The sequence below is a fragment of the Allobosea sp. TAB14 genome (assembly GCF_052113865.1).
In the GTDB taxonomy this organism is placed as follows: Bacteria; Pseudomonadota; Alphaproteobacteria; order Rhizobiales; family Beijerinckiaceae; genus Allobosea; species Allobosea spartocytisi.
The window spans coordinates 22,256-44,177 of sequence record NZ_JBFRDQ010000026.1; the positions used below are offsets into that span (position 1 = coordinate 22,256).

At 67.3% G+C, this 21,922-nt stretch carries 24 protein-coding genes and 3 pseudogenes; 12 read left to right on the plus strand and 15 right to left on the minus strand.

From position 1 onward, the window contains the following. Positions 1–12 precede the first annotated feature (12 nt). Positions 13–900, plus strand: coding sequence for a branched-chain amino acid aminotransferase (locus AB4Y99_RS05990; RefSeq protein WP_038359202.1), 888 nt, complete (start codon positions 13–15; stop codon positions 898–900). 89 nt (positions 901–989) lie between these two features. Here the strand turns inward: AB4Y99_RS05990 and AB4Y99_RS05995 are convergent, their stop codons facing one another. From AB4Y99_RS05995 to AB4Y99_RS06020, 6 genes and pseudogenes are all read right to left on the minus strand, one after another. Beyond that, the gene (locus tag AB4Y99_RS05995) at positions 990–2,078 is read right to left on the minus strand and encodes a DUF1176 domain-containing protein (RefSeq protein WP_441522690.1); all 1,089 of its coding nucleotides are present in this window, start codon (positions 2,076–2,078) and stop codon (positions 990–992) included. Continuing rightward, positions 2,053–2,511 carry a molybdenum cofactor biosynthesis protein MoaE gene (locus tag AB4Y99_RS06000; protein ID WP_441522691.1) on the minus strand — a complete coding sequence of 153 codons (459 nt, stop codon included), beginning with the start codon at positions 2,509–2,511 and terminating at the stop codon, positions 2,053–2,055. The genes AB4Y99_RS05995 and AB4Y99_RS06000 overlap by 26 nt, the downstream gene beginning before the upstream one ends. A 7-nt stretch (positions 2,512–2,518) precedes the next feature. After that, positions 2,519–2,806 carry a molybdopterin converting factor subunit 1 gene (moaD, locus tag AB4Y99_RS06005; protein WP_441522692.1) on the minus strand — a complete coding sequence of 96 codons (288 nt, stop codon included), beginning with the start codon at positions 2,804–2,806 and terminating at the stop codon, positions 2,519–2,521. After that, on the minus strand, positions 2,803–3,414 hold the full coding sequence (pgsA, locus tag AB4Y99_RS06010; protein WP_038360155.1) for a CDP-diacylglycerol--glycerol-3-phosphate 3-phosphatidyltransferase: 612 nt from the start codon (positions 3,412–3,414) through the stop codon (positions 2,803–2,805). The genes moaD and pgsA overlap by 4 nt, the downstream gene beginning before the upstream one ends. Before the next feature lie 66 nt (positions 3,415–3,480). After that, a complete protein-coding gene (gene uvrC / locus AB4Y99_RS06015; RefSeq protein WP_441522693.1) occupies positions 3,481–5,595 on the minus strand; it encodes an excinuclease ABC subunit UvrC in 2,115 nt (704 codons plus the stop codon). A gap of 71 nt (positions 5,596–5,666) precedes the next feature. Further along, a pseudogene (locus tag AB4Y99_RS06020) lies at positions 5,667–5,951 on the minus strand (Rid family hydrolase); the annotation flags it as partial. A gap of 50 nt (positions 5,952–6,001) precedes the next feature. Between AB4Y99_RS06020 and AB4Y99_RS06025 the strand changes: the two are divergent. The 7 genes and pseudogenes from AB4Y99_RS06025 to AB4Y99_RS06055 all read left to right on the plus strand — a co-directional run bounded on the left by AB4Y99_RS06025 (position 6,002) and on the right by AB4Y99_RS06055 (position 11,542). Beyond that, positions 6,002–6,580, plus strand: coding sequence for a chloramphenicol phosphotransferase CPT family protein (locus AB4Y99_RS06025; protein WP_441522694.1), 579 nt, complete (start codon positions 6,002–6,004; stop codon positions 6,578–6,580). A 75-nt stretch (positions 6,581–6,655) separates the two neighbouring features. Continuing rightward, positions 6,656–7,675, plus strand: a complete 1,020-nt coding sequence (locus AB4Y99_RS06030) for an NADP-dependent oxidoreductase (RefSeq protein WP_441522695.1) — start codon at positions 6,656–6,658, stop codon at positions 7,673–7,675. Between the two features lie 86 nt (positions 7,676–7,761). After that, positions 7,762–8,450: pseudogene (locus AB4Y99_RS06035) on the plus strand (prolipoprotein diacylglyceryl transferase). Beyond that, positions 8,447–9,538: a class I SAM-dependent methyltransferase gene (locus tag AB4Y99_RS06040; RefSeq protein ID WP_191123848.1), complete on the plus strand. Its 1,092-nt coding sequence runs from the start codon at positions 8,447–8,449 to the stop codon at positions 9,536–9,538. Before AB4Y99_RS06035 ends, AB4Y99_RS06040 begins: the two are co-directional and overlap by 4 nt. A gap of 50 nt (positions 9,539–9,588) precedes the next feature. Further along, positions 9,589–10,353 (plus strand): peptidoglycan editing factor PgeF, encoded by a 765-nt coding sequence (pgeF, locus tag AB4Y99_RS06045; protein WP_441522696.1) that lies wholly within the window; start codon positions 9,589–9,591, stop codon positions 10,351–10,353. 159 nt (positions 10,354–10,512) lie between these two features. Continuing rightward, complete coding sequence (locus tag AB4Y99_RS06050; RefSeq protein ID WP_318652234.1) at positions 10,513–10,782, plus strand: hypothetical protein; 270 nt, start codon at positions 10,513–10,515, stop codon at positions 10,780–10,782. A gap of 130 nt (positions 10,783–10,912) precedes the next feature. Next, the gene (locus tag AB4Y99_RS06055; RefSeq protein ID WP_441522697.1) at positions 10,913–11,542 is read left to right on the plus strand and encodes a 2-hydroxychromene-2-carboxylate isomerase; all 630 of its coding nucleotides are present in this window, start codon (positions 10,913–10,915) and stop codon (positions 11,540–11,542) included. Here the strand turns inward: AB4Y99_RS06055 and AB4Y99_RS06060 are convergent, their stop codons facing one another. Both AB4Y99_RS06060 and AB4Y99_RS06065 read right to left on the minus strand, forming a co-directional pair. Next, positions 11,543–12,289: an SDR family oxidoreductase gene (locus AB4Y99_RS06060; RefSeq protein ID WP_441522698.1), complete on the minus strand. Its 747-nt coding sequence runs from the start codon at positions 12,287–12,289 to the stop codon at positions 11,543–11,545. After that, positions 12,282–13,097 (minus strand): glycosyltransferase family 2 protein, encoded by an 816-nt coding sequence (locus AB4Y99_RS06065; RefSeq protein WP_441522699.1) that lies wholly within the window; start codon positions 13,095–13,097, stop codon positions 12,282–12,284. The genes AB4Y99_RS06060 and AB4Y99_RS06065 overlap by 8 nt, the downstream gene beginning before the upstream one ends. A gap of 394 nt (positions 13,098–13,491) precedes the next feature. On the opposite strand from AB4Y99_RS06065, the gene AB4Y99_RS06070 reads away from it, so the two are divergent. After that, positions 13,492–14,145: an outer membrane protein gene (locus AB4Y99_RS06070; RefSeq protein WP_038359178.1), complete on the plus strand. Its 654-nt coding sequence runs from the start codon at positions 13,492–13,494 to the stop codon at positions 14,143–14,145. Between the two features lie 317 nt (positions 14,146–14,462). Here the strand turns inward: AB4Y99_RS06070 and AB4Y99_RS06075 are convergent, their stop codons facing one another. The 4 genes from AB4Y99_RS06075 to AB4Y99_RS06090 form a co-directional block, all read right to left on the minus strand. Next, a complete protein-coding gene (locus AB4Y99_RS06075) occupies positions 14,463–15,068 on the minus strand; it encodes a glutathione S-transferase family protein (RefSeq protein ID WP_191123851.1) in 606 nt (201 codons plus the stop codon). 34 nt (positions 15,069–15,102) lie between these two features. Continuing rightward, positions 15,103–15,954, minus strand: a complete 852-nt coding sequence (locus AB4Y99_RS06080) for a 23S rRNA (adenine(2030)-N(6))-methyltransferase RlmJ (RefSeq protein WP_441522700.1) — start codon at positions 15,952–15,954, stop codon at positions 15,103–15,105. Positions 15,955–16,024: 70 nt separating this feature from the next. Further along, positions 16,025–16,690: a ribonuclease T2 family protein gene (locus tag AB4Y99_RS06085; protein ID WP_113252604.1), complete on the minus strand. Its 666-nt coding sequence runs from the start codon at positions 16,688–16,690 to the stop codon at positions 16,025–16,027. 10 nt (positions 16,691–16,700) lie between these two features. Then, a complete protein-coding gene (locus AB4Y99_RS06090; protein WP_133562862.1) occupies positions 16,701–17,162 on the minus strand; it encodes a hypothetical protein in 462 nt (153 codons plus the stop codon). Between the two features lie 222 nt (positions 17,163–17,384). Here AB4Y99_RS06090 and AB4Y99_RS06095 point away from each other — a divergent pair, with 222 nt between their 5' ends. Further along, the gene (locus AB4Y99_RS06095; protein ID WP_441522701.1) at positions 17,385–18,020 is read left to right on the plus strand and encodes a pyridoxamine 5'-phosphate oxidase family protein; all 636 of its coding nucleotides are present in this window, start codon (positions 17,385–17,387) and stop codon (positions 18,018–18,020) included. A gap of 15 nt (positions 18,021–18,035) precedes the next feature. On the opposite strand, the gene AB4Y99_RS06100 is transcribed toward AB4Y99_RS06095, so the two are convergent. Next, positions 18,036–19,166: an iron-containing alcohol dehydrogenase gene (locus AB4Y99_RS06100; RefSeq protein ID WP_112762742.1), complete on the minus strand. Its 1,131-nt coding sequence runs from the start codon at positions 19,164–19,166 to the stop codon at positions 18,036–18,038. Positions 19,167–19,331: 165 nt separating this feature from the next. After that, positions 19,332–20,246 (minus strand): DMT family transporter, encoded by a 915-nt coding sequence (locus AB4Y99_RS06105; protein WP_441522702.1) that lies wholly within the window; start codon positions 20,244–20,246, stop codon positions 19,332–19,334. Between the two features lie 134 nt (positions 20,247–20,380). Here AB4Y99_RS06105 and AB4Y99_RS06110 point away from each other — a divergent pair, with 134 nt between their 5' ends. Both AB4Y99_RS06110 and AB4Y99_RS06115 read left to right on the plus strand, forming a co-directional pair. Next, positions 20,381–20,698, plus strand: coding sequence for a metalloregulator ArsR/SmtB family transcription factor (locus AB4Y99_RS06110; protein ID WP_038359166.1), 318 nt, complete (start codon positions 20,381–20,383; stop codon positions 20,696–20,698). 2 nt (positions 20,699–20,700) lie between these two features. Next, a complete protein-coding gene (locus AB4Y99_RS06115; RefSeq protein ID WP_038359165.1) occupies positions 20,701–21,243 on the plus strand; it encodes an SRPBCC family protein in 543 nt (180 codons plus the stop codon). Positions 21,244–21,306: 63 nt separating this feature from the next. Here the strand turns inward: AB4Y99_RS06115 and AB4Y99_RS06120 are convergent. After that, a pseudogene (locus AB4Y99_RS06120) lies at positions 21,307–21,922 on the minus strand (chloride channel protein); the annotation flags it as partial.

The window sequence follows — 21,922 nt, forward strand, 5'->3', positions numbered from 1 at the left end:
GGAGAAGGTCCCATGTCAGTCATTCCTTTCGACCAGCGCGATGGCGTCATCTGGTTCGACGGCAAGCTCGTGCCCTGGAAGGACGCGAAGATTCACGTACTGACCCATGGGCTCCATTACGGCTCCTGCATCTTCGAGGGCGAGCGCTCCTATGACGGCGTGATCTACAAGTGCACGGAGCACTCCAAGCGCTTCCACAAGTCCGCCGAGATCATGGATTTCACCATCCCCTATTCGGTCGCCGAGATCGACGAGGCCAAGTATCTCTGCCTGAAGGAAAACGGGCTCAAGGACGCCTATATCCGCCCGGTCGCCTGGCGCGGCTCGGAGATGATGGCGGTGTCCGGCATCAACAACACCATTCATACCGCGATCGCGGTCTGGGAGTGGCCGAGCATGTTCGACATGGCGGCGAAGCTGAAGGGCATCCGCCTCGATATCGCCGACTATCGCCGGCCGGACCCGGCCTGCGCGCCGGTCCATGCCAAGGCGGCGGGACTCTACATGATCTGCTCGCTCTCCAAGCACAAGGCGGAGCGCGCGGGCTATGCCGACGCGATGATGCTGGACTGGGAAGGCAATGTCGCCGAATGCACCGGCGCCAACATCTTCTTCATCAAGGACGGCGTGATCCACACCCCGCTGGCCGACCGCTTCCTCAACGGCCTGACCCGTCAGTCGGTGATCGAACTGTGCCGGCAGCGCGGCTTCGAGGTGGTGGAGCGGCGCATTCGGCCGGAGGAGCTCGAAGGCTTCAGCGAGTGCTTCATCACCGGCTCGGCCGCCGAGGTGACGCTGGTCGCCGAGGTGGGTCCGTACAACTTCATCACCGGCAATATGGGCAAGGTGATCATGGAAGATTACTCGGCGGCGGTGCGCCCGCAGTCGAAGGCGGCGTGAAACAGCGCCCTTGTGCCCGGGTCTGACCCGGGCCTCTCCTTCAGAATATCCCGGTGCCGGCGTTTCAGCCGGCTCCGGGAATGGCATCCTCAGCGGTTCGCGCTGCGATACAGCGTGATCCAGTCTTCGGGCGCGATGCCCCGGCATTCGCCCATCATGGCGAGTTCGGTGCGCGCGAAATCCTTGCCGGTCCAGGCATAGCCGCCGCTCACGCCGCAATCGCCGATGCCGCGCCCCTTGGCGAAGAAGGCGAGATGGCCGGTGCGCGGATCGAAGCTGGCATTGGTCAGTTCGTTGCCGTCGTTGCCGTCGCCATCCGCGAAGCGCAGCGGCGTCGCCTTGGCGGGCTCGTTCTCGGGCATGACGAAGAACGACGACGACAGATTGTAGGCTCCGCGCGAGCAGGCGAGCGCCACCAGGGTCCGCTTGTCACTCAGCGCCCAGGCTTCGTCATCACTGGCCGCAGCATCCTCGCAGGCATCGGGGCTGCGTTTCTTCAGCTCCGCGCGCAGCCGCGCGGCCTGCTGCTTCGCCGCCTTCATGTCGAGCATGGGCGGCGCCGGCATGGCCGTGACCACCGGCAGGGCGGGAGCAGCCGGAACGGTGGCATTCGCGCCCTTGCGGACGAGCGCCGTGGTCGTGCCGAGCCGCCCCTGCTGCTCGTCGATCCAGAGCATCGCGGCGACGGAGCCGGCGAGCGAGACGCTGCCGGCCACGCCGGGTGCGGCTGCCGTCAGCTTCGCCGCCTTGCGGGCAGCTTCGATCAGCGCGGCGGTGTCCTCGGCCGAGAACGTCACCGTGACCACATCGCCATCCGCCGTTGCGGAAAGCGGCTTGCCGCCGGCCGGGAAGGCGGCGCCGTCGAGCTTGAGCTGGATCGTGGCGGGCGGCTTCTTCCAGTCGCCGCGAAGCCTGAGCAGGAGGCGGGCCGTGCCGTCGGGGCCGGCAGGGCGTTCGAGCCGCAGATAGGCGACCGTCTCGGCCGCCTCGGGCGGCAATGACATCGCCGTGCAGGTCTTGACGTTGTCGCAGCCGGCCATCCAGTCGCGGAAGGTCTTGGGCTCGTTCGCCGCGACGGCCGCGGTAACGGCGCTCAGCCACAGGCCAGCCGCAAGGGCGAGCCGGCCGGGGCTCTTCGTTCTGTTCGGAGCTTTACCGGCTCCAGCGCTCTGCCGCATCGTCGTCGCCCGCCTTGGCTTCGACCCAGCCGCCGAGCGTGCCGTCGGCGCGGTGCTCGCGCTTCCAGAACGGGGCGCGGGTCTTGAGRTARTCCATCAKGAAWTCGGCKGCCTCGAAGGCGGCGCGGCGGTGTGCGGAGGCCGCCAGCACCATTACGATCTGTTCGCCCGGGCGGACCAGGCCGTAGCGGTGGATCGCGACGAGGCCGAGCAATGGCCAGCGCGCCGCCGCCTCCGCCGCGACACGGGCGATCTCGGCCTCGGCCATGCCGGGATAATGCTCCAGCTCGAGCGCGGCGAGCGTGCCGGCTTCGTCGCGGCAGAGCCCGGTGAAGGAGACGACAGCGCCGATATCGGCGCGGCCGTAGCTCAGCGCCGCGATCTCGTCCGAGAGGTCGAAATCCTCGTGCTGGATGCGGATGATGGGCGTCATGGCGGCCTCAGCCGCCGGTCATCGGCGGAAAGAAGGCGATCTCGCGGGCACTGCCGAGCGCGGCATGCGGCTTGGCGTGGACCTGATCGAGCGCGGCGCGCACCACCGCCTCATTGGCGAAGGCCGCCTCGTAGTTCTCGCCACGCGTTTTCAGCCAGCGCACGAGATCGGCGATCGTGGCGAGATCGGCGGGAATGTCGAGCGTCTCGCTGGGCACTCCGACGCGTTCGCGCATCCAGGCGAAATAGACGAGCTTGACGGTGCGGGTGCCCGCCAGGGGCGCGGTGGCGTTCATGGCATGCGCTCGTCCTGCTCGACGAGATGGCGGATGCCGGCGTTGAAATAATCCCAGCCGGTGTAGATCGTCAGGCCCGCCGCTGCCCAGAGCAGCACGATGCCGATCTGCGTGTTGCCGGGCAGGACCTTGTCGCCGGCCGGGCCCACAACGAGAAAGCCCAGCGCGAAGAGTTGCGCCGTCGTCTTCCATTTCGCGACCTTGCTGACGGGGACGCTGACCTTGAGATCGGCCAGGAACTCGCGCAGGCCGGAGACCAGGATCTCGCGGCAGAGGATCACGATGGCCGCCCAGAGCGTCCAGCCCTCGATCTGGCCGGTATAGACGAGCATCAGCAGCAAGGCGGCGACGAGGAGCTTGTCGGCGATGGGGTCGAGCATGCGGCCGATCGCCGATTGCTGGCTCCAGGCGCGGGCGATGTAGCCGTCGAGATAGTCGGTGATGGCGGCGACCGTGTAGATTCCCAGCGCGAGCCAGCGCATCCAGTCGTCGCGCGGCCAGAACAGGATCGCCACCAGCGCCGGAATCGCCAGGATCCGGCCGTAGGTGAGGAGGTTTGGCAGCGACCAGGGGCCCCGCCGCCTGATGGCGTCTGGAAGAATTGTCACGGCGAACACCAAAGCAAGGCCGCGGTCGCAGCGTCAACACGCAAAACCGCGAGGGCGTCAGAAAGCTCAGGCATCGTGAAAGAAATCATGCACGGCCTTGGCGGTGGCGGCGTTGACGCCGGGGGTGCGCATGAGGTCGTCGAGCTTGGCGCGCTGGATCGCCTTCACCGTACCGAAATGCAGCAGCAGCGCCCGCTTGCGCGAGGGGCCGATGCCGGGGATCTCGTCGAGCGGGTTCTTCATCGTCTCGCGCTTGCGCTTGGCGCGATGGGTGCCGATGGCGAAGCGATGGGCCTCGTCGCGCAGGCGCTGGATGAAATAGAGCGCGGGATCGCGGGGCTGCAACTTGAACGGCTCCTTGCCGGCCATGTGAAAGGTCTCGCGCATGGCGTTGCGGTCGGCCCCCTTGGCGATGGCGACAAGCGGGATGTCGACGGCGCCGAGCTCGGCCATGATCTTGCGGGCCGCCTCGAACTGGCCCTTGCCGCCATCGACGATGACGAGGTCGGGGCGGGACGGGAAGCCATCCTCATCCTTGCGCGGCTTGGCCGCCTTTCGTTTTTTTCCGCCCGAGCCCTCATCCTGAGGAGCGTCGGCAGGCGCGTCTCGAAGGATGGTCGTCGAGGCTCCGTCGCCCTCTGGAGCATCCTTCGAGACGGCCGCTGACGCGACCTCCTCAGGATGAGGGCTCAGAGAAATCCCTTCTTCCTTCGCCAGTTTTGCGAAGCGCCGCGTCAGCACCTCGCGCATCATGCCGAAATCGTCGCCGGCGATGGTGTCGGTCGAGATGTTGAAGGTGCGGTACTGGTTCTTCACGAAGCCGTCCGGGYCGGCCACGATCATGCCGCCGACGGCGTTGGTGCCCATGATGTGGGAGTTGTCGTAGACCTCGACGCGGCGCGGGGCGGTCTCCATGCCGAAGGCCGCCCCGAGCGCGGCGAGCAAGGCGCTCTGGCCGGCATTGTCGGCGAGCTTCCGGGAAAGCGCCTCGCGGGCATTCTTGACGGCATGGGCCATCAGGTCGGCGCGCTCGCCGCGCTTGGGATGGGCGACCTCGACCTTGCGGCCGGCCCTCGCCGAGAGCGCCTGGCCGATCAGTTCGATCTCTTCGACCGGATGCGAGAGCAGGACGAGGCGCGGCGGCGGCTTGTCGTCGTAGAACTGGGCGACCACCGAGGCGAGCACCTCGGCCGGGGTCAACGAGCGGTCGGCGCGCGGGAAGAGGGCGCGATTGCCCCAGTTCTGGTGGTTGCGGAAGAAGAAGATCTCGACGCAGAACTGCCCGGCCTGCTCGTCGATGGCGAAGACATCGGCCTCCTCGACGCCCTGCGTATTGATGTCCTGCCCGGCCTGCACGGCCGAGAGCGCGGCGAGACGGTCGCGGTAGCGGGCGGCCTTCTCGAATTCCAGTTCCTCGGCGGCGGCTTGCATGCGGGTTGAAAGCAATTGCTTCACCGCCGAGGAGCGGCCGGAGAGGAAATCGCGGGCCTGGCCGGCCAGCGCCTGGTATTCGGGGATCGAGACCTCGCCGGTGCAGGGGCCGGAGCAGCGCTTGATCTGGAAGAGCAGGCAGGGGCGGGTGCGGTTCTCGTAGAAGGAATCCGAGCAGGTGCGGATCAGGAAGGCCTTCTGCAACGCGTCGATGGTGCGCGTGACCGCCCAGACCGAGGCGAAGGGGCCGAAATAATCGCCCTTGCGATGACGCGAGCCGCGATGCTTGAGGATCGCCGGCGCCTCGTGATCGCCTGTCAGCAGAATATAGGGGAACGACTTGTCGTCGCGCAGCAGCACATTGTAGCGCGGCCGGAGTTGCTTGATCAGATTCGATTCGAGCAGCAGCGCCTCAGTCTCGGTGCCGGTGGTGACGAACTCCATATTCGCCGTCTCGGCGATCATCCGGGCCACGGCGTTGGTGTGCGCCATGCCGCGGGCGTAGGAGGTCACGCGGTTCTTCAGGCTCTTGGCCTTGCCGACATAGAGCACCTCGCCGGCGCGATCGAACATCCGGTAGACGCCCGGCCTGTTCGGCAGGTGCTTGGCGAATTGCTGGATGACCTCGATGCCGGCCTTGAGCGCGCCGGGGGCGGCCTCGGCAATGTCGAGCGCCGGCTCGGCGGGGAGGGCGTCCTCCTCGTCCTCGAACTCGTCCTGCGGTAGATCGTCCTGACGTTCGCGACTCATGGGGCTCATGTAGGATGCACGAGCCGTTTCGTCATGTCAGGAGCCGGCGTCTTCCCGCGATATCGCTTGGATCACGCCGCCGCGATGCAATCGATCTCGATGTCGAAGGGACCGAACCACTCGGGCACGCAGAGGAAAATGCGGGCTGGAGGGTCTTTGGGAAAGTAGCGTGCGTAAACCTGGTTCACCGTCGCGAAATGAGCGGCGGAGGTGCAATAGACGTTGCATTTGAGCACGTTGCCGAGCGATGAGCCGGCGGTTTCAAGACACAGCTTCATCTGGTCGAGGACGATCTCGGTCTGACGCTCGATCGGCGCCTGGACGATCTCGCCGGTGGCGGGGTCAAAAGGCGGGATGCAACGCGGAACGCTACGGAACCGACCGAAGGATCATGCGGAAGATGGCGATGACGACCTGGCAACCGCCGCGCCGCGGCCGCATCATCCTGCTCAACGGCGCCTCCAGCAGCGGCAAATCTTCGCTGGCGCGAGCTCTGCAGAGCCGGATCGACACGCCGTTCTGGCATATCTCGATCGACCATCTGCGCGATTCGGGCGTGCTCCCGACGGCGCGCATCCGCAGCAAGGAATTCGACTGGCGGGCGATGCGCGAGCCGTTCTTCATCGGCTTCGAGCGCTCGCTGCTCGCCTATGTCGAGGCGGGCAACGACCTGATCGTCGAGCATATCGTGGAGAACACGGCCTGGTTCGAGCGTCTGGTCAGGACGCTCGCCGGGCAAGACGTGTTCTTCGTCGGCGTGCATTGCGCGCTCGAGGAACTGGAGCGACGCGAGATCGCGCGCGGTGACCGGCCTCTCGGCGATGCGCGGCGCGATTTCTCGCGCGTCCATTCCTACAGCTCCTATGATTTCGAGGTCGACGGCATGGCCGAGGTTTCGGACAGCGCCGACAAGGTGATCGCCGCCTGGCAACAGCGTACGCGACCATCGACATTCGAACTGGTGAGGCGACAGCTCCGATTTTGAGCTGCCGATCCGGCGGGGCGGCGCCATACTGGCAGGCTATAGCGTTTCGTCGTTCGTCAGGGAGGATCGCAATCCATGTCGCAATTCGAAAACACCCGGATCGTCCTCGCCTCACGACCGGAGGGACGTCCGACGCCGCAGAACTTCCGGCTCGAGCAGGCCGCCATCCCGGCGATTTCCGAAGGGCAGGTGCTGCTCAAGATCCTCTATCTCTCGCTCGACCCCTATATGCGCGGGCGGATGAGCGCGGCGAAATCCTATGCCGCTCCAACCGACATCGGGCAGGTGATGGAAGGCGGCACCGTTGCCGAAGTCATCGAAAGCCGCGACCCTGCCTTCAAGCCCGGCGATATCGTGCTGTCCTATTCCGGTTGGCAGTCGCATGCCGCGGCCAGCGCCGCGCAATTGCGCAAGCTCGACCCGGCGAGCGCGCCGGTGACGACGGCACTCGGCGTGCTCGGCATGCCGGGGTTCACCGCCTATGCCGGGCTGCTCACCATCGGCCAGCCCAAGCCGGGCGAGACGGTCGTCGTCGCGGCGGCGAGCGGGCCGGTCGGTTCGGCCGTCGGGCAGATCGCGCGGATCAAGGGTGCACGGGCGGTCGGCATCGCCGRCGGACCGGAGAAATGCGCTTTCGTGCGCGAGACCTTCGGCTTCGATGCGGTGATCGACCATCGTGATCCCGACATGGCCGGCAAGCTGGCGGCTGCGTGCCCGAACGGCATCGACGTCTATTTCGAGAATGTTGGCGGCCATGTCTGGGATGCGGTCTTTCCGCTGCTCAACACCTTCGCGCGCATTCCGGTCTGCGGCCTTGTTGCGCAATACAATGCGAGCGGGGAATTTCCGGGACCGGACCGGCTGCCCATGCTGATGCGAGAGGTGCTGTCGAAGAGCCTGACGATCCGCGGCTTCATCCAGCGCGAATTCGTCGCAGCCCAGGGACCGGCCTTCCGCAAGGAGATGGCGAGCTGGATCGCGGATGGCAGCGTCAAATACAAGGAAGACGTCGTTCAGGGGCTGGAGAACGCGCCGGAAGCCTTGATCGGCCTGCTGGAAGGCAAGAACTTCGGCAAGCTGATCATCAAGCTTTGAGGCGCGGCGCGCCACGCGCCAGCCTTTTTCCTTGACCATTGAGCGGGCGCGCGGCCATCACCATGCGCCCGCCATCGGACCTCGCCATGCCCGTCTTCGCCATTCCCTTCCCGATGATCGACCCCGTCGCGGTCGAGATCGGGCCCCTCGCGATCAAATGGTATGGGCTCGCCTATGTCGTCGGGCTGCTCGGCGGCTGGTGGTATGCCCGGCTGCTCGTGGCGACGGACCGGCTCTGGGGCAAGCGGCCGCGGCCGAAACCGGTCGAGCTGGCGCGACGCTCGGTTTGTGGCTCTTCGCCAAAAGGCGGGGCTATCCCGTGCTGTCGGTGTTCGATCTGGCCGCAGCGGTGGTGCCGATCGGGCTTTTCCTCGGGCGCATCGCCAATTTCATCAATGGCGAGCTCTGGGGCCGGGTGGCACCGGATTTCCCGCTGGCGATGGTGTTCCCGAATGGTGGCCCGTTGCCGCGCTATCCAAGCCAGCTCTTCGAGGCTTTCTCCGAGGGCATCCTGCTCTTCGCGCTGGTCAACCTGCTGGTCTGGACGGGCTGGTTCCGCAGGCCCGGCTTCGTCGCCGGCGTCTTCGGCATCGGCTATGCGCTGGCTCGCATCGCCTGCGAGTTCTTCCGTGAACCCGATCCGCAGCTCGGCTTCCTGTTCGGTCGCTCGGTCGATGCGCTCTCGGGCGGCATCACCATGGGCATGCTCCTGTCCCTGCCGGTGCTGGCCGCCGGGATCTGGCTGATCGCGACGAGCCGGCGCGAGGCGGCGTGACCACGCTCAAGGCGGAGCTCATCCGCCTGATCCGCGACGAGGGGCCCTTGCCCATCTCGCGCTTCATGGCGCTGGCGCTCGGCCATCCGCGCCATGGCTATTACATGACGCGCGATCCCTTCGGGCAGGAGGGGGATTTCACCACGGCTCCCGAGATCAGCCAGATGTTCGGCGAGCTTATCGGCCTCTGGTCCGCGCATCTCTGGCAGGCGATGGGTACGCCCGCGCGCTTCCGGCTGGTCGAGCTCGGGCCGGGGCGTGGTACGCTGATGGCGGATGTGCTGCGGGCGACGCGGATCGTGCCCGGCTTCCACGCCGCGCTCTCGGTCCATCTCGTCGAGACGAGCCCGGTGTTGCGGGCGAAGCAGGCCGCGACATTGAGCGGAACCGAGCCTGTCTGGCACGATACCGTCGCGACGGCGCTCGACGGGCCGGCGATCGTGCTGGCCAACGAACTCCTCGACGCGCTGCCGCTCGACCAGTTCGTGATGACGGCGGAAGGCTGGCATGAGCGGCTGGTCGGGCTGGATGATCATGGAGGGCTTGCCTTCGGACTGGCGCTGGTCGGCGAGGATTCGCTGAAGATCGCCGCGCCGGCCGGCAGCGTTTTCGAGCAGCCCTTTGCCGCGCTCGACGTCGTTGCGGAGGTTGCGCGCCATCTCGCGAATGCGGGCGGCGGTGCCTTGTTCATCGATTACGGCTCGATGCATTCGGGTCTCGGCGACACGCTGCAGGCGATGAAGCGGCACGCCTTCGTCGATCCGCTGGCCGAGCCGGGCGAGGCGGATTTGACGGTGCATGTCGATTTCGAGCGAATGGGGCAAGCGGCCCTGAAGGCCGGTGCGGCGCTGCACGGGCCGGCGACGCAGCGCGATTTYYTGCTGGCGCTCGGGCTGGCGCAGCGCGCGCAGACCCTGTCTCAGAAGGCGGACACTGCGCAGCGCCAGGCGATATCGGATGCGTTCGACCGGCTGATTGCGCCGGGCGAGGCCGGTATGGGCGATTTGTTCAAGGTTGTGGCGTTCTCTCATCCAGCCCTGCCGCTGCTGCCCGGATTTGACCTTCATCGGCTGCCAGAGCAGGGCTGAGAGCTGCGAAGGCCGGGGTACCCGGGATTCGCGCCAGACGGGACGACGCCATGTTCATCACCTCCGCCGAACTCGCCGCCGAAGCCGGTATCCGCCACGCCTTCTTCACACGCGAGGGCGGCGTCTCGACGGGCATCTACGCTTCGCTCAACGGCGGGCTCGGCTCCTCGGATGATCCGGCTGCGGTGCGGGACAACYGGGCGCGGATGGCGCGGCATCTCCATGTCGAGCCCGACCAGCTCGTCAGCGTGCATCAGGTGCATTCACCCGATGTCGCCGTTGTCACCGGCCCTTGGCAAAGCGAAAAACCCCGGGTGGATGCGATGGTGTCGATCTCGCAGAATGTCGCGCTCGGCATTTCGACGGCCGATTGCGGGCCGATTCTCTTCGCCGACAGCGAGGCACGTGTCATCGGCGCCGCCCATGCCGGCTGGAAGGGCGCCTTCGGCGGCGTCGTCGGCGCGACCGTGAAGGAGATGGAAAAGCTCGGCGCCCGGCGCGAGCGCATCCTTGCCGTGCTCGGGCCGACGATCAGCGCGGCGGCCTATGAGGTCGGGCCGGAATTCATCGAGCGCTTCAAGGCCGAGAACCGGACCTATTCGCGCTTCTTCACGCCATCCGAGCGCGCGGCCCATGCGATGTTCGACCTGCCTGCCTTCATCAGGCTCAAGGCGCAGGAAGCTGGCATCGGCCGATTCGTCGATCTCGGACTGTGCACCTATGGCGACGAGCGGCGCTTCTTCAGCTATCGGCGCACGACGCATCGCGGCGAGCCCGATTACGGCCGGCTGATCTCGGCGATCACCCTCGACTGAACAGGAAGCGGTTGAGGAAACCGCCGCGCCGCTTGCCGACAACCCCAGGTCGAGGCATCATCGTCGGTGCAAGCTGGCTGGAATGCATCGCTTCCCCGGCTCAGAGACGTTCTTGGCGCGGTGCATTCATCTGCGGGGGCCGATATGGAACAAATCCTGATGAACCTGATCGCGGGTGCGATCGGTGGCAACGCGGCCGGCAAGGCCACTCCCAGCTTCGATCTCGGGACTTTGGGCAACACGATTTCCGGGCTGGTCGGCGGCGGCGTGCTCGGCCAGCTCATCCCCCTGGTGCTGCCGGCCATCAGCGCGGCCGCGCAAGGCGGAAACCTCAGCGTCGGCGGCATTCTCACCAACCTGATCGGCGGCGGCGTCGGCGGCGCGGTCCTGACCGCGATCATCGGCGCCGTGAAGAACAAGGCGGCCTGAGGGCGCCGGCACATCGGCGTCCCCGTTCGGGGACGCTGCGCGGAGCGGGGTTGCGCGGCCAGGCGTTGCGCAACCGCAGGGACGGCTGCGAAGCTGCGGCGTTTCCGCTGCTCCTGCCGGGTGTCCCGTCGTGCCACGCTCAATCCAATATTACTTCTCGCTGCATTCGCCCTGGACCTATCTGGGCAACGAGCTCTTCCACGAGATCGCGCGCAGGCATGGCGCGAGCATCGTCTACCGCCCAATGCCGCTGCGCTCGGTCTTCGACGAGACCGGCGGATTGCCGCTGCCGAAGCGGCATCCCGTCCGCCAGCGCTATCGCCTGGTCGATCTGCAGCGCTGGCGCGAGCGGCGCGGGCTGCCGCTCGTGCTCGAGCCGAAGCATTTCCCGTTCGATCCCTCGCTGGCGGATCGCGTCGCTGTCGCGATCCTCGCGGCCGGCGCCGATCCGGCCGGCTTCATCGCCGATGTGATGGCCGGCGTCTGGGCGCGCGAGGAGGATATGCGGGAACCGGAGGCGATTCGGGCCTGCGCGGTGCGTGCGGGCTTCGATAGCGAGGCCCTGCTGGCGCAGGCCGCGAGCGAGACCGTGCGGCAACGCTATGAGGCGACGCTCTCGGAGGCCGTGGCGGCCGGTGTCTTCGGCGCGCCGAGCTATGTGCTCGACGGCGAGGTGTTCTGGGGGCAGGATCGGCTCGAACTGCTCGACTCGGCGCTGTCGAGCGGTCGTGCGCCTTACCGGCCGGACGGCGCGGTCTGATCAGTCGACGATATCGGGCGTGCGCCAGCCCAGATGCTGGCCGGCATCGACGGCGATCATCTGCCCGGTCACCGAGCGGGCACGGGCCAGATACAGCACTGCCTCGGCGATCTCCTCCGCGGCGACGCGGTGGCCGAGCAGCGTCGCCGCCGCTTCCTGCTCCATCAGCCGCTGTCCGTCATGCGGGTTGGGAAAGGTCGGGCCGGGGCCGACGGCGTTGACCCGGATGCGCGGCGCCAGCGCCTGGGCCAGCGTGACGGTCGCCGTCAGCAGGGCGGCCTTGGTCAGCGTGTAGGAATAATATTGCGGCGTCAGCTTCCAGACGCGCTGGTCGACAATGTTGACGACCGCCCCGTTCGCATCCGGCGGCAGGCGCTCGGCCATGGCGCCGATCAGCAGGGACGGCGCCCGCAGGTTGACCGCGAACTGACGATCCCAGATCGCGACGTCGAGCGAGCGCACATCGTCGATAACGAAGCTCGAGGCGTTGTTGACCAACAGCGTGACCGGCCCGAGCGCGGCTTCGACCGACGGCAGCAGAGCGCGAACCGCTTCGGCATCGGCGAGATCCGCCTGAAAGACGCCGCAGGAGCGCCCCGCGGCCGTCAGGCGATTCGCCAGTTCCTGCGCTTCGCCRCGGCCGCTGCCGTGATGGATCGCAACGGCATAGCCGGCATCCGCCAGCCGCTCGACGATGGCGCGCCCGATTCGCCGCGCCCCGCCGGTGACGAGCGCGACCTCAGTCATCGGTCGCGCGTTTGCCGGCGGAAGCGCCCGGCGGCGTGATGCCAGCGTCGCGCTGCAGGCGTCTTTCCCAATGCTTGGCGGCGCGCAGGTAGCGGTAGAAGGCGAAGTTCATCGCGGTCATGAAGCCGTAGAGCCCGCGCAGCGCGTGCCGGCGGCCGATATAAGCCTTGATGAAGTTCGCCGGGAACTCGGCGAGGAGGCGGAAGACCGAAATGGTCTCTCCGCGCGCGTCGAGGTCGTCCGCCTGAGCGTCGCTATAGGCGTTGAGCTTCTCCATCTGCTCGCCGAGCGAGCGCACCGAGAAGTGATGGATCGTGCCCTTCAGCTTGCCGACCCGCGCATCGGGCTCGAGATCGACGCGATCATGGACCGGGGAGAGCGAGTAGCGTCCCTTCGACTTGCGGTAGAGCCGGACGGGCGCCAAGGCATAGGCGAAACGATGCGGGGCCTTCTCGCCAGGGAAAATCTCCGCGATTCGCGTCTTGTAGGCGTCGGCCGGCGGCATCCCGGTCTGGAACAGGGCCCCGATCTCGGCAGCGAGATCGGGGGGCAGCACCTCGTCCGCATCGAGATTGAGCAGCCAATCATGGCGGCACTGATCCTCGGCGAAGCGCTTCTGGCGGCCATATCCGGGCCATGGATTGAAGATGACGCGAGCGCCGAGCGCCTCCGCCACGGCCTGCGTGCCATCGGTCGAGCCGGAGTCCACCACGACGATGTCGTCGCTCAGGGCGCGGGCCGCCGTGATGGTGTGGCCGATACGGTCGGCTTCGTTCAGCGCGATGATGAAAATGGAAAGAGGCGGCACGGTCTCGTTCGATCCCTGAGATTTCAACGCTTAAGCACGCTTGACGAAGGGCGGCAAGACGAGTGTGCCGAGGTTCTTCGCGCATGAAAAAAGATTCGTACCGGTCGAGGAACCTTGCGCAAGCGGGGGCGTTTCTCGACCGGTTCTCCATGGCCGCCGAGATGCCAGCGGCGTTCTATTAGTATTCGATTTACCATGCTGGCTTTCACGGCCGTGGTTAACTCGGCTTTACCTATTTGCATTCAGTTATCGCATTCGTGCCGCATTTCTGCCGCGGTCTGCAAGGTAGATGTGCTTCCGGTGCAACAGACAAAAGCGACGACAGGTTCTATACCATCGTCATCGAAATCACCCGCCGGGCTTTCCGGCGACCGCGACGACTAAGGAGTTTGTCATGAAGAAGTATCTGCTCGCGAGCGTTGCCGCTTTCGGCATCATCGCTGCCGGCGCCGCCTCGGCTGCCGACCTGCCGTCGCGCAAGGGCCCGGTCGCTGCCCCGGTCTACATCCCGCCGGTTTTCACCTGGACCGGTTTCTACGTCGGTGGCAACGCCGGCTACGGCTGGGGCAACGTGAACGCCAACGGCTTCACCAACGTTGGTGACGTCGATGGTTTCACCGGCGGTGGCCAGATCGGCTACAACTACCAGATGGGCCAGTTCGTGCTCGGCCTCGAAGCCGACCTGCAGTACGCTGACCTGAGCAGCGGCAACAGCTTCAGCGGCATCAACGTCAAGACCGACTACTTCGGCACGGTCCGTGGCCGCGTCGGCGTCGCCTTCGACCGGTTCCTGCCCTACATCACCGGTGGTTGGGCTTACGGCAACGTGAAGACCTCGATCCCGGGTCTCGGCTTCTCGTCCGACAAGACCCACACCAACGGCTGGGTCATCGGTGGTGGTCTTGAGTACGCTGTCACCAACAACATCATCGCCGGCGTCGAGTACCTCTACGTCGACCTCGGTGAGAAGAGCGTGCTCGCCGGCTCGGGCACCAAGGTCGGCACCGACTTCTCGGTCGTCCGCGCCCGCCTGAGCTACAAGTTCTGATCCGATCACATCGGATTTGAGCAACCCGGTGGCCTCGGCCACCGGGTTTTTTGTTGTGCGCGAGACATGCGCTTCGACAAAGCCACAAGAATAAAGCCCGGCGCTTTCGCGAGCGCCGGGCTTCTTTCGATCGGGGGAGCGTTGGCGAGCAGAGCAGGACCGTCTTGGAGCACGCCGATTGATACAGAGCTACGTGGTCATCCCGGGCTTGACCCGGGATCCCCGCCGGAGCGTCCGATCAAGGTTCAGGCATGGATCCCGGCTCTTTGCTTCGCTCCGGCTGGGATGACCCGCGTTTCCATGAAACGCAGCAGACACTAGCCCTTGAAGCGCGTGCTTTCGAAAGCCGGGACGCGGGCCGCGAAATCATCGAGCCAGGCGACCAGCTTGGGATAGTCGGCGCGCCAAGTGCCCGCGAAGCGTAGATCGAGATAGCCGAGCGCGCAGGCGAGCGCGATCTCGCCGATGCGCGGGCGGTTGGTGAAGGCGGGCGGGGCCGTCTCCAGCGTGGCGAGTGCCCGCGAGACCTTGCCGGTCTGATGGGCGAGCCAGTCGGCGTTGCGGCCCGCTTCCGGCCGGAAGCGTCCCTCATAGACTTGCAGCAAGGCCGCGTCGCAGATGCCATCGGCGAGGGCCTGCAGGCGGAGCTGAGCGAAGCGGGCCTCGCCGGCCGGGATGAGCTTTCCGCCGCCGGCGAGATGGTCGAGATACTCGACGATCACGCGCGAATCGAACAGCGTCATGCCGTCTTCCAGCACGAGTGTCGGAATCTTGCCGAGCGGATTCTGCCGGCGCAGCGGCTCCGCCGGATCGGTGGTGTCAGCCACGACGATCTCGATACGGTCCATCAGGCCGAGTTCGAGGGCCGCGATCTTGACCTTGCGGCCGAAGGGCGAGGCGGGGGAGGAGCGCAGGACGAGCATCGGTCGGGAATCCTGGAGGAAAAGGAGAGGGCGGTCAGCCGTCGGAGCGGATCGGCTCGCATAGATAGCGCGGCCGCTGGCCCTGCGCGAGCCGCTCGGTCAGCGCGGGCAGCAAGATCTGCATCTCCTCGGCGAGCTTCCAGGGCGGATTGGCGATCAGCAGGCCGGTGGCGCCGAGACCGCCGGCGGCTTCGGGGCGATCGACATCGATCTCCAGCCGCAGCAGGCGGCCGATGCCGGCATCCAGCACCTCCTCCATCATCGTCTCGACGGCGCGCCGGTCCTTGATCGGATACCAGAGCAGGTAGATTCCCGTCGGCCATTTGCGATGGGCGGCGATGAACTGCGTGGTCAGCGTGGCAAATTCGTCCTTCTCCTCGAAGGGCGGGTCGATCAGCACGAGGCCGCGCCGTTCCTTCGGCGGGGTGTTGGCGCGCAGCGCCGTCCAGCCGTCGATGGCCAGAGCCTTGCTCCGCGAATCGCGCCCCAGCACCTCGGCGAGCCTGCGATAGGTCGGCGGATGGAGCTCGGCGGCGATCAGCCGGTCGAACGGGCGCATGGCGTGGCGGCAGAACCAGGGCGAGCCCGGATAGGCATCCGGCCCATGCTCGGCGCGGACCGCGGCAAGGACTGCCCGGTAGGGCGCGAGCAGCGCCTCGGCGGCGGGGGCAAGCGGCGAGCGGTCGAGCCGCGCCACGCCATCCTTCCATTCATGCGTCCGCAGCGCCTCTTCCGAGCCGAGATCGTAGCGGCCGACGCCGGCATGGGTGTCGATGACGCGATAAGGCGTCGGCTTGGCGTCGAGATGCAGCAGGATGCGCGCAAGGACGGCGTGCTTCAGCACATCGGCGAAATTTCCGGCATGGAAGCCGTGGCGGTAGTTCATGCGCCGCTTCTAGAGCATCCGCCCGAAAAGTGGGATGCGGTTTTCGGAGACGCGGAGGCGATAATCCGTGTCAGCGCGGCGCGACGACGGTGAGCTCGCGCGCCCGGCAGCCAGAACGGTCGACCTCCTGGCAGGTGCGGAAGTCGCGCAGATCCTTGCTGAGGCAGATGCGGACCTCCTGCAGCACGCCGCGCTTGCAGGAGACGGACATCATGTCCGTGCGCAGGCCTGGATTGGCGGCGACGAAGGCGCGTTCGAGGTCGAGGACCGTCCAGCTCTGGTCGCTGTCGGCCTTGGCGAGGGCCGGCGGGACGACGACCTTGTCGCGGGCGCGGCGGGCGTCGCGGAAATAATCGGCAGGGCTGGATCCGGAGCAGGTGCCGTGCTTGCGCCACTCGTAGCGGGCAAGGCCCTCGGTCGGATAGACGCCCTCCGCCTCCGTCATCGCCATGCGCGAGGGCGACCGGCCGGAGGGGCCGCAATCGCTCGGAAAGCCGCGCTCATATTGCGGCCAGAGGCCGTGAACGACGAAGCGCAGGCCACTGCCCCCGGCGCATTGCTCGCGATTGCGCGTGCGGTCGCCATCGAGCTCGCAGAAGCCCGGGGACCAGGAGAGCGCAAGCACATAGAAATCGAAGTCACCCGGCGCGCCGCCGCGCTGGCCGAAGCCTTGCGCCTGCGCGGCGCCGGCAAGGCAGAGCCAGGCGAAGGCCGCCAGGGCGATGCGCCCGATCATCGCAGGACGCTCAGGGCCGGGCCATCTTGCAGTCGGGCGCGTAGGAGCGCTCCCTGTCGAGACCGGCGACGCACCAGTTCACGTTCCAGGTCATGCCGAACAGGCCGAGATTTTCGCGGACCGAGTAATCGACACGGTGATAGATGCCGTTGTTCAGCAGCAGGCGGGCCGAGCAGAAGCGCCGCGGAATGAAGTCGGCGCCCCAGGGGCGGAAGCCGAGCTGCGCGATGCGGTCATAGGAGAGCGCCCGCAGCGGTCCCCAGAACTTGGCCTCGCGCGAATCGAACCAGCTCGACAGATGGGAGAGCACCGCCGGGTCGTCGCAGCCCGGCAGATTGCCGTACATGGGGATGATGCGCGCCTCGGCGCGGTCCGGCGGCGCGACATAGCGACCTCCGGCCGCCTCGGCGGCACTGAGGCCCGCCAGGCAGGCGAGCGAGACAAGGGCGGTACGGAGCAGGGCGCGGCGCATGGAATCAGGCCTCGTAAAGGCAGAACGCTGGTTACGCTTACGATGGCTCTCCGCCCGGCAAGGGTCAAGGCATCGCGCTTCGCGAGGCCGCGATGCTGCGTGGCCGTGGCATTTCGGCCCGCCCGCCGGCCAGCCTTGCGTTCGGCGTAGGGCGCGGGCAGCGCGCGCGGGCTGGCCGGACAGGCCAGCTTGGGTGACAATCGCGGCAACGAGGGAGGTAACATGGACGATTGCTTCGACGACCCCGCAGCGCGCATCGAGGATGCCGCCTCGCTGCGCAGCCGTATCGGCCCCGTGAATCCGGTGGCGGCGAGCAAGGTGCTCGACCGGCTCGACCGCTTCTGCCGCGACTTCATCGCGCTCTCGCCCTTCCTGGTGCTTGCAAGCAGCGACGGCGAGGGTGGGGTGGATGCGAGCCCGCGAGGCGATGGGCCCGGCTTCGTGCGCGTGCTCGACGAGCGGACGCTGCTCATCCCCGACCGACGCGGCAACAATCGCGTCGACAGCTTCGGCAATGTCCTGGCCTCGCCGGGCGTCGGCATCGTCTTCATGGTGCCGGGCATCAACGAGACGCTGCGGGTCAACGGCAAGGCGCTGATGACGCGCGATGCCGAGCTGCTCGCCCCCTCGACGGTGCAGCAGCGGCCGCCGCTGACCGGGCTGATCGTGACGGTCGAGGAGGCTTATTTCCACTGCGGCAAGGCGCTGATCCGCGCGAAGCTGTGGGACCCGTCCAGCCAGGTGCCGCGCCACAGCTTCCCGACGCTCGGCCGCATCGTCGCCGAGCAGACCCGGATGGTCGAGGCCGAGGAAGCCGATCGCAATCTCGAAGAGGCCTATCGCAGCCGCCTCTATTGAGGCGGCTGCTCTTCGTCAGAAGGAGGCTTCGAGCATCGCGGCATAGTCGGCCGCCGTCGCCGGGCGCGGATTGGTCGCGCTCGAATGGTCCAGCGTCGCGGCCTCGGCGATCGCCGGGATGACGCTGCGCGGCGCGCCCATCGCCGTGAGGGTGGCGGGCATGCCGAGGCTGGCGACCAGCTTCGCGATCCAGTCGGCCAAGTCGGTGTCCGGGGCGAGGCCGAGCACGCGCCGGATCTCGGCATATTTCGCTTCAGCGGAGGGGGCGTTGAAGCGCAGCACGGCCGGCAGCAGCACGGCGTTGAGTGTGCCGTGATGCAGCGAGACCTCCTTCAATCCGCCAAGCGGGTGCGAGAGGGCGTGAACGGCGCCGAGTCCCTTCTGGAAGGTCATGCCGCCTTGCAGGGCGGCCATCATCATCTCCTTGCGGGCCTCGCGGTCGGAGCCGTCCTTCACGGCGCGGCCGATATGGGCGACGGCGCGCCGGAGGCCGTCGAGCGCGATCGCCTCGGCCGGCGGGTTCTCGCGCGGGCTGAGATAGGTCTCGATGCAGTGGGTGACGGCGTCCATGCCGGTGGCGGCGGTGAGCCAGGCCGGCAGGCCCATGGTCAATTCAGGATCGCAGATGGCGAGGCGCGGGATCAGATGCGGCGAGATGAAGCCGAGCTTGCGCCCATCCTTCAGCGTGATCAGCGCGGCGCGGCCGACCTCGCTGCCGGTGCCGGAGGTGGTGGGGATCGCGACAACCGGCGCGACCCCGGCCGTGACCTTGGGAATACCGCCGAGGATGGCCGCATAGGTTTCCAGCGGGCCGTCATGGGTGGCGAGCAGGGCGACGCCCTTGGCGAGGTCGAGGGGCGAGCCGCCGCCGATGGCGACGAGGCCRTCGCAGCCATGCTGGCGATAGAGCGCCAGCGCCGCTTCCACCGCCTCCTCGGTCGGGTTTGTGGGGGTGTCGCCGAAGACGGGCGCGTTCTTCAGAACGCCGGCATGCCGGCTCACCGCGTCGACGAGGCCGGCGGCGACGATGCCCTTGTCGGCGACGATCAGCGGCCTGGCGATGCCGAGCCCGGCCAGATCGGCCTCGATGCCGGCGATCTCGCCGAAGCCGAACTTGATCGTCGTGAGATAGGTGATCAGCGCCATGGTTTCCTCCGGCCCCGGATTCGGTCCGCTTCGCGAGCGCGGCAGGGCATCGGGCATTCTTGGCCTGCCATGCGGGTCGGTGCCAAGCCCGTCGCTACGAACTCAGCGCAGGGCGGTCAGGCGACAAGCGGGGCCGCGCGTCGCAAGGCTAGTCGGCGGGATGTCTCAGGCGCTGCCGGCATGTGCGCTCCGATCGCGGGATGCGGCTCGGCCGGCGATGCCCGCCGCGCGCCGCTCCAGCAGCATCAGCGCGAGGCCGGCTGCGACGATCAGGGCGGCGCCGCACAGCATCAGCGGCGTCGGCCAGTCGCCGAAGAACAGCCAGCCGAAGAGCAGGGCCCAGATGATGAAGGTGTATTGATAGGGCGCGACCACCGACGCCTCGGCGAGCTTGAGCGCGCGCGTGACGCACAGATGTCCCAGCAGGGCGACGATGCCGAGCAGGCCGAGCAGGGCGAAATCGCGCGGGGTGGGCATCACCCAGCCGAGCGGCAGCAGGGCCGTGCCGAGGAGCAGCGAGCCGAAGGTCTGCCAGGCGACCAGCGTGACGTCGGGCGTGCCGCGCAGCTTGCGCCCCGCGATCAGCAGCGCTGCGAAGAGCACGCTGCCGGTCAGCGCCAGCAGCGCCGGGGGCGAGAAGCTCGCGCCCGATGGCGCCAGCGCCAGCGAGACGCCGAGGAAGCCGAGGCCGGCGGCGGCCCAGCGAGCGGGGTCGACACGCTCGCCGAGCAGCAGAGCCGCGAGCAGGACGGCCCAGACCGGCGCGGCCATCCAGAGCGTCATCGTATCGGCCAGCGGCAGATGCGCGACGCAGACATAGAAGAGCGTCGATTCGGTCGCGCCGATCGCCATGCGCAGAAGCTGCAGGCGCGGGCGCTCGGGCCGCAAGGTGCGGCGGATGCCCTGCCTGAGGATGAAGGGCGCGAGCACGAGCAGCGCGGCGGCGCTGCGAAGCAGCATGAGCTGGCCGGGCGTGTAGGTCGAAACCAGCCATTTCCCCATCACGTCGTTGAGGGAGAACAGCAGGATTCCGAACAGCATCACAGCGATGCCGGTCAGGGATGCGTTGCGGGGGATCATGATGGGCAGGGTTCCTCGGGCGCGCTTCCACTGGCCCAGGCGCCGCGCACTGGCAACCCCGGCAGACGGCATGGCGCCATGCAGGCCATAATTTAATTGTTGACTTAATTAAGTGAATGATGAATTATCAGTCCATGGATCGTTTTGCCGCCCTCGCCGAACCGACACGCCGCCAGATCGTAGAGATGCTGGGAGAGAGGCCGCTGGCCGCGGGTGAGATTGTGGCGCGATTCCAGATGAGCGCGCCGGCTGTCTCGCAGCACCTCAAGGTGTTGAAGGAAGCGGGGCTCGTGCGGGTCGAGGTGGCCGGGCAGAGGCGGATCTACAGCCTCGATCCGGCTGGGCTCGACGCCTTCGAGGCCTGGGTGCGCAAGGTGCGCGGCTTCTGGGGCGCGCATCTCGATCTGCTGGAGAAAGAACTGGCAAAGCCCGATGCGGGCGAGGGAGAGTAGCCATGAGCGCGTATGGTGTTGTTCTGGAAAGCGGCGCGGTGCGTTTCGAGCGATTGCTGCCGGGGCCGATCGAACGGGTCTGGGCCTATGTCACCGAAGGCGACAAGCGGGCGACATGGTTCTGCGGCGGCGATGTCGAGCCGCATGTCGGCGGCGAGGTCGCGCTGTTCTTCAAGCATTCGCGGATCACCGACGAGCCGCCGCCGGAAAGTGCCCGCAAGATGAACGACGAGGGCAAGCTGATGACCGGCACGGTCACGGCCTGGGAGCCGCCGTATCGCTTCGCCTTCAACTGGACCGGCATGGGCGATCCGGATTCGGATGTCGAATTCGCGCTGTCGCAGGCTGGCGACAAGGTCCGCCTCGTGCTGACGCATCGCCGGCTGGCGACGAAGGACCGGATGGCGATGGTCTCGAGCGGCTGGCATCTGCATCTGGGCCTGCTCGAGGATCAGCTCACCGGCGCCAGGCCGCGCGGCTTCTGGTCCGTGCATGAGCGGCTCCAGGCCGAATATGCCGAGCGGCAGAAGGACGCGTCGATCTGATCGGGCGCCGCTGCCCGCGTGAAGAAGGCTCGGCACTCGCCGGGCCTTCCCGCAAGCCGGGGCTCACGCCGCCGATGGCGTCGCCTGGACTCGCCGCTGGCGCAGGACATCCGCGATGAAGAGGCGCGACAGCGCGTGATAGAGCGGCTCCCGCGTGATCAGCCGCGCGGTCCCGTAGCAATTTCGCCAGGAAGAAGGAGGCCGGTAGCGGCGTGCCTTCGATGGCGCTGCGCGCCTGGGCGTAACCCGTGCCGAAGGTCGTTCCGTCCGAGGCGACGCCGATGACGGCGACGAAGCAGCCGGCGGCGACAGCGACGATCAAGGTGCGCCGGAGCGGGGTCGCGGCCCGCCAACGTCGGATACGCCGCGTCAGCGCGACCATGACGCTGCTGAAACAGGCCCCGAAAGCGCCGCCGAGGACGCCGCAGCAGAGCACCAGCAGCCCGTCGCGCCTGAGTTCGGCCGTCGCGTTGGTGAAGCCGAAATAGGTGTAGTTCCCGACGATGGCCAACGAGGCGAGGCCGGCGATGATGACCGCCGAGAGCACGATGCCGTTGGTACGGGCCTGGTAGGTCCGGCTCATCTCCTCGATGGCGAAGACGATGCCGGCGAGCGGCGTGTTGAATGCCGCGGCGATGCCGGCGGCAGAGCCGGCCAGGATGAGGCCGCGCGCCTGCAC

Excerpts from the sequence above, each read along its gene's own strand:
- AB4Y99_RS06075 (WP_191123851.1), bottom strand. The coding sequence starts at position 15,068 with ATGCTCGTCCTGCGCTCCTCCCCCGCCTCGCCCTTCGGCCGCAAGGTC.
- AB4Y99_RS06110 (WP_038359166.1), top strand. The coding sequence starts at position 20,381 with ATGGATCGTTTTGCCGCCCTCGCCGAACCGACACGCCGCCAGATCGTA.
- AB4Y99_RS06090 (WP_133562862.1), bottom strand. The coding sequence starts at position 17,162 with ATGCGCCGCGCCCTGCTCCGTACCGCCCTTGTCTCGCTCGCCTGCCTG.
- AB4Y99_RS06050 (WP_318652234.1), top strand. The coding sequence starts at position 10,513 with ATGAACCTGATCGCGGGTGCGATCGGTGGCAACGCGGCCGGCAAGGCC.
- AB4Y99_RS05990 (WP_038359202.1), top strand. The coding sequence starts at position 13 with ATGTCAGTCATTCCTTTCGACCAGCGCGATGGCGTCATCTGGTTCGAC.
- moaD (WP_441522692.1), bottom strand. The coding sequence starts at position 2,806 with ATGAACGCCACCGCGCCCCTGGCGGGCACCCGCACCGTCAAGCTCGTC.
- AB4Y99_RS06080 (WP_441522700.1), bottom strand. The coding sequence starts at position 15,954 with ATGAACTACCGCCACGGCTTCCATGCCGGAAATTTCGCCGATGTGCTG.
- AB4Y99_RS06105 (WP_441522702.1), bottom strand. The coding sequence starts at position 20,246 with ATGATCCCCCGCAACGCATCCCTGACCGGCATCGCTGTGATGCTGTTC.
- AB4Y99_RS06070 (WP_038359178.1), top strand. The coding sequence starts at position 13,492 with ATGAAGAAGTATCTGCTCGCGAGCGTTGCCGCTTTCGGCATCATCGCT.
- AB4Y99_RS06115 (WP_038359165.1), top strand. The coding sequence starts at position 20,701 with ATGAGCGCGTATGGTGTTGTTCTGGAAAGCGGCGCGGTGCGTTTCGAG.
- AB4Y99_RS06085 (WP_113252604.1), bottom strand. The coding sequence starts at position 16,690 with ATGATCGGGCGCATCGCCCTGGCGGCCTTCGCCTGGCTCTGCCTTGCC.
- AB4Y99_RS05995 (WP_441522690.1), bottom strand. The coding sequence starts at position 2,078 with ATGCGGCAGAGCGCTGGAGCCGGTAAAGCTCCGAACAGAACGAAGAGC.
- AB4Y99_RS06095 (WP_441522701.1), top strand. The coding sequence starts at position 17,385 with ATGGACGATTGCTTCGACGACCCCGCAGCGCGCATCGAGGATGCCGCC.
- AB4Y99_RS06025 (WP_441522694.1), top strand. The coding sequence starts at position 6,002 with ATGACGACCTGGCAACCGCCGCGCCGCGGCCGCATCATCCTGCTCAAC.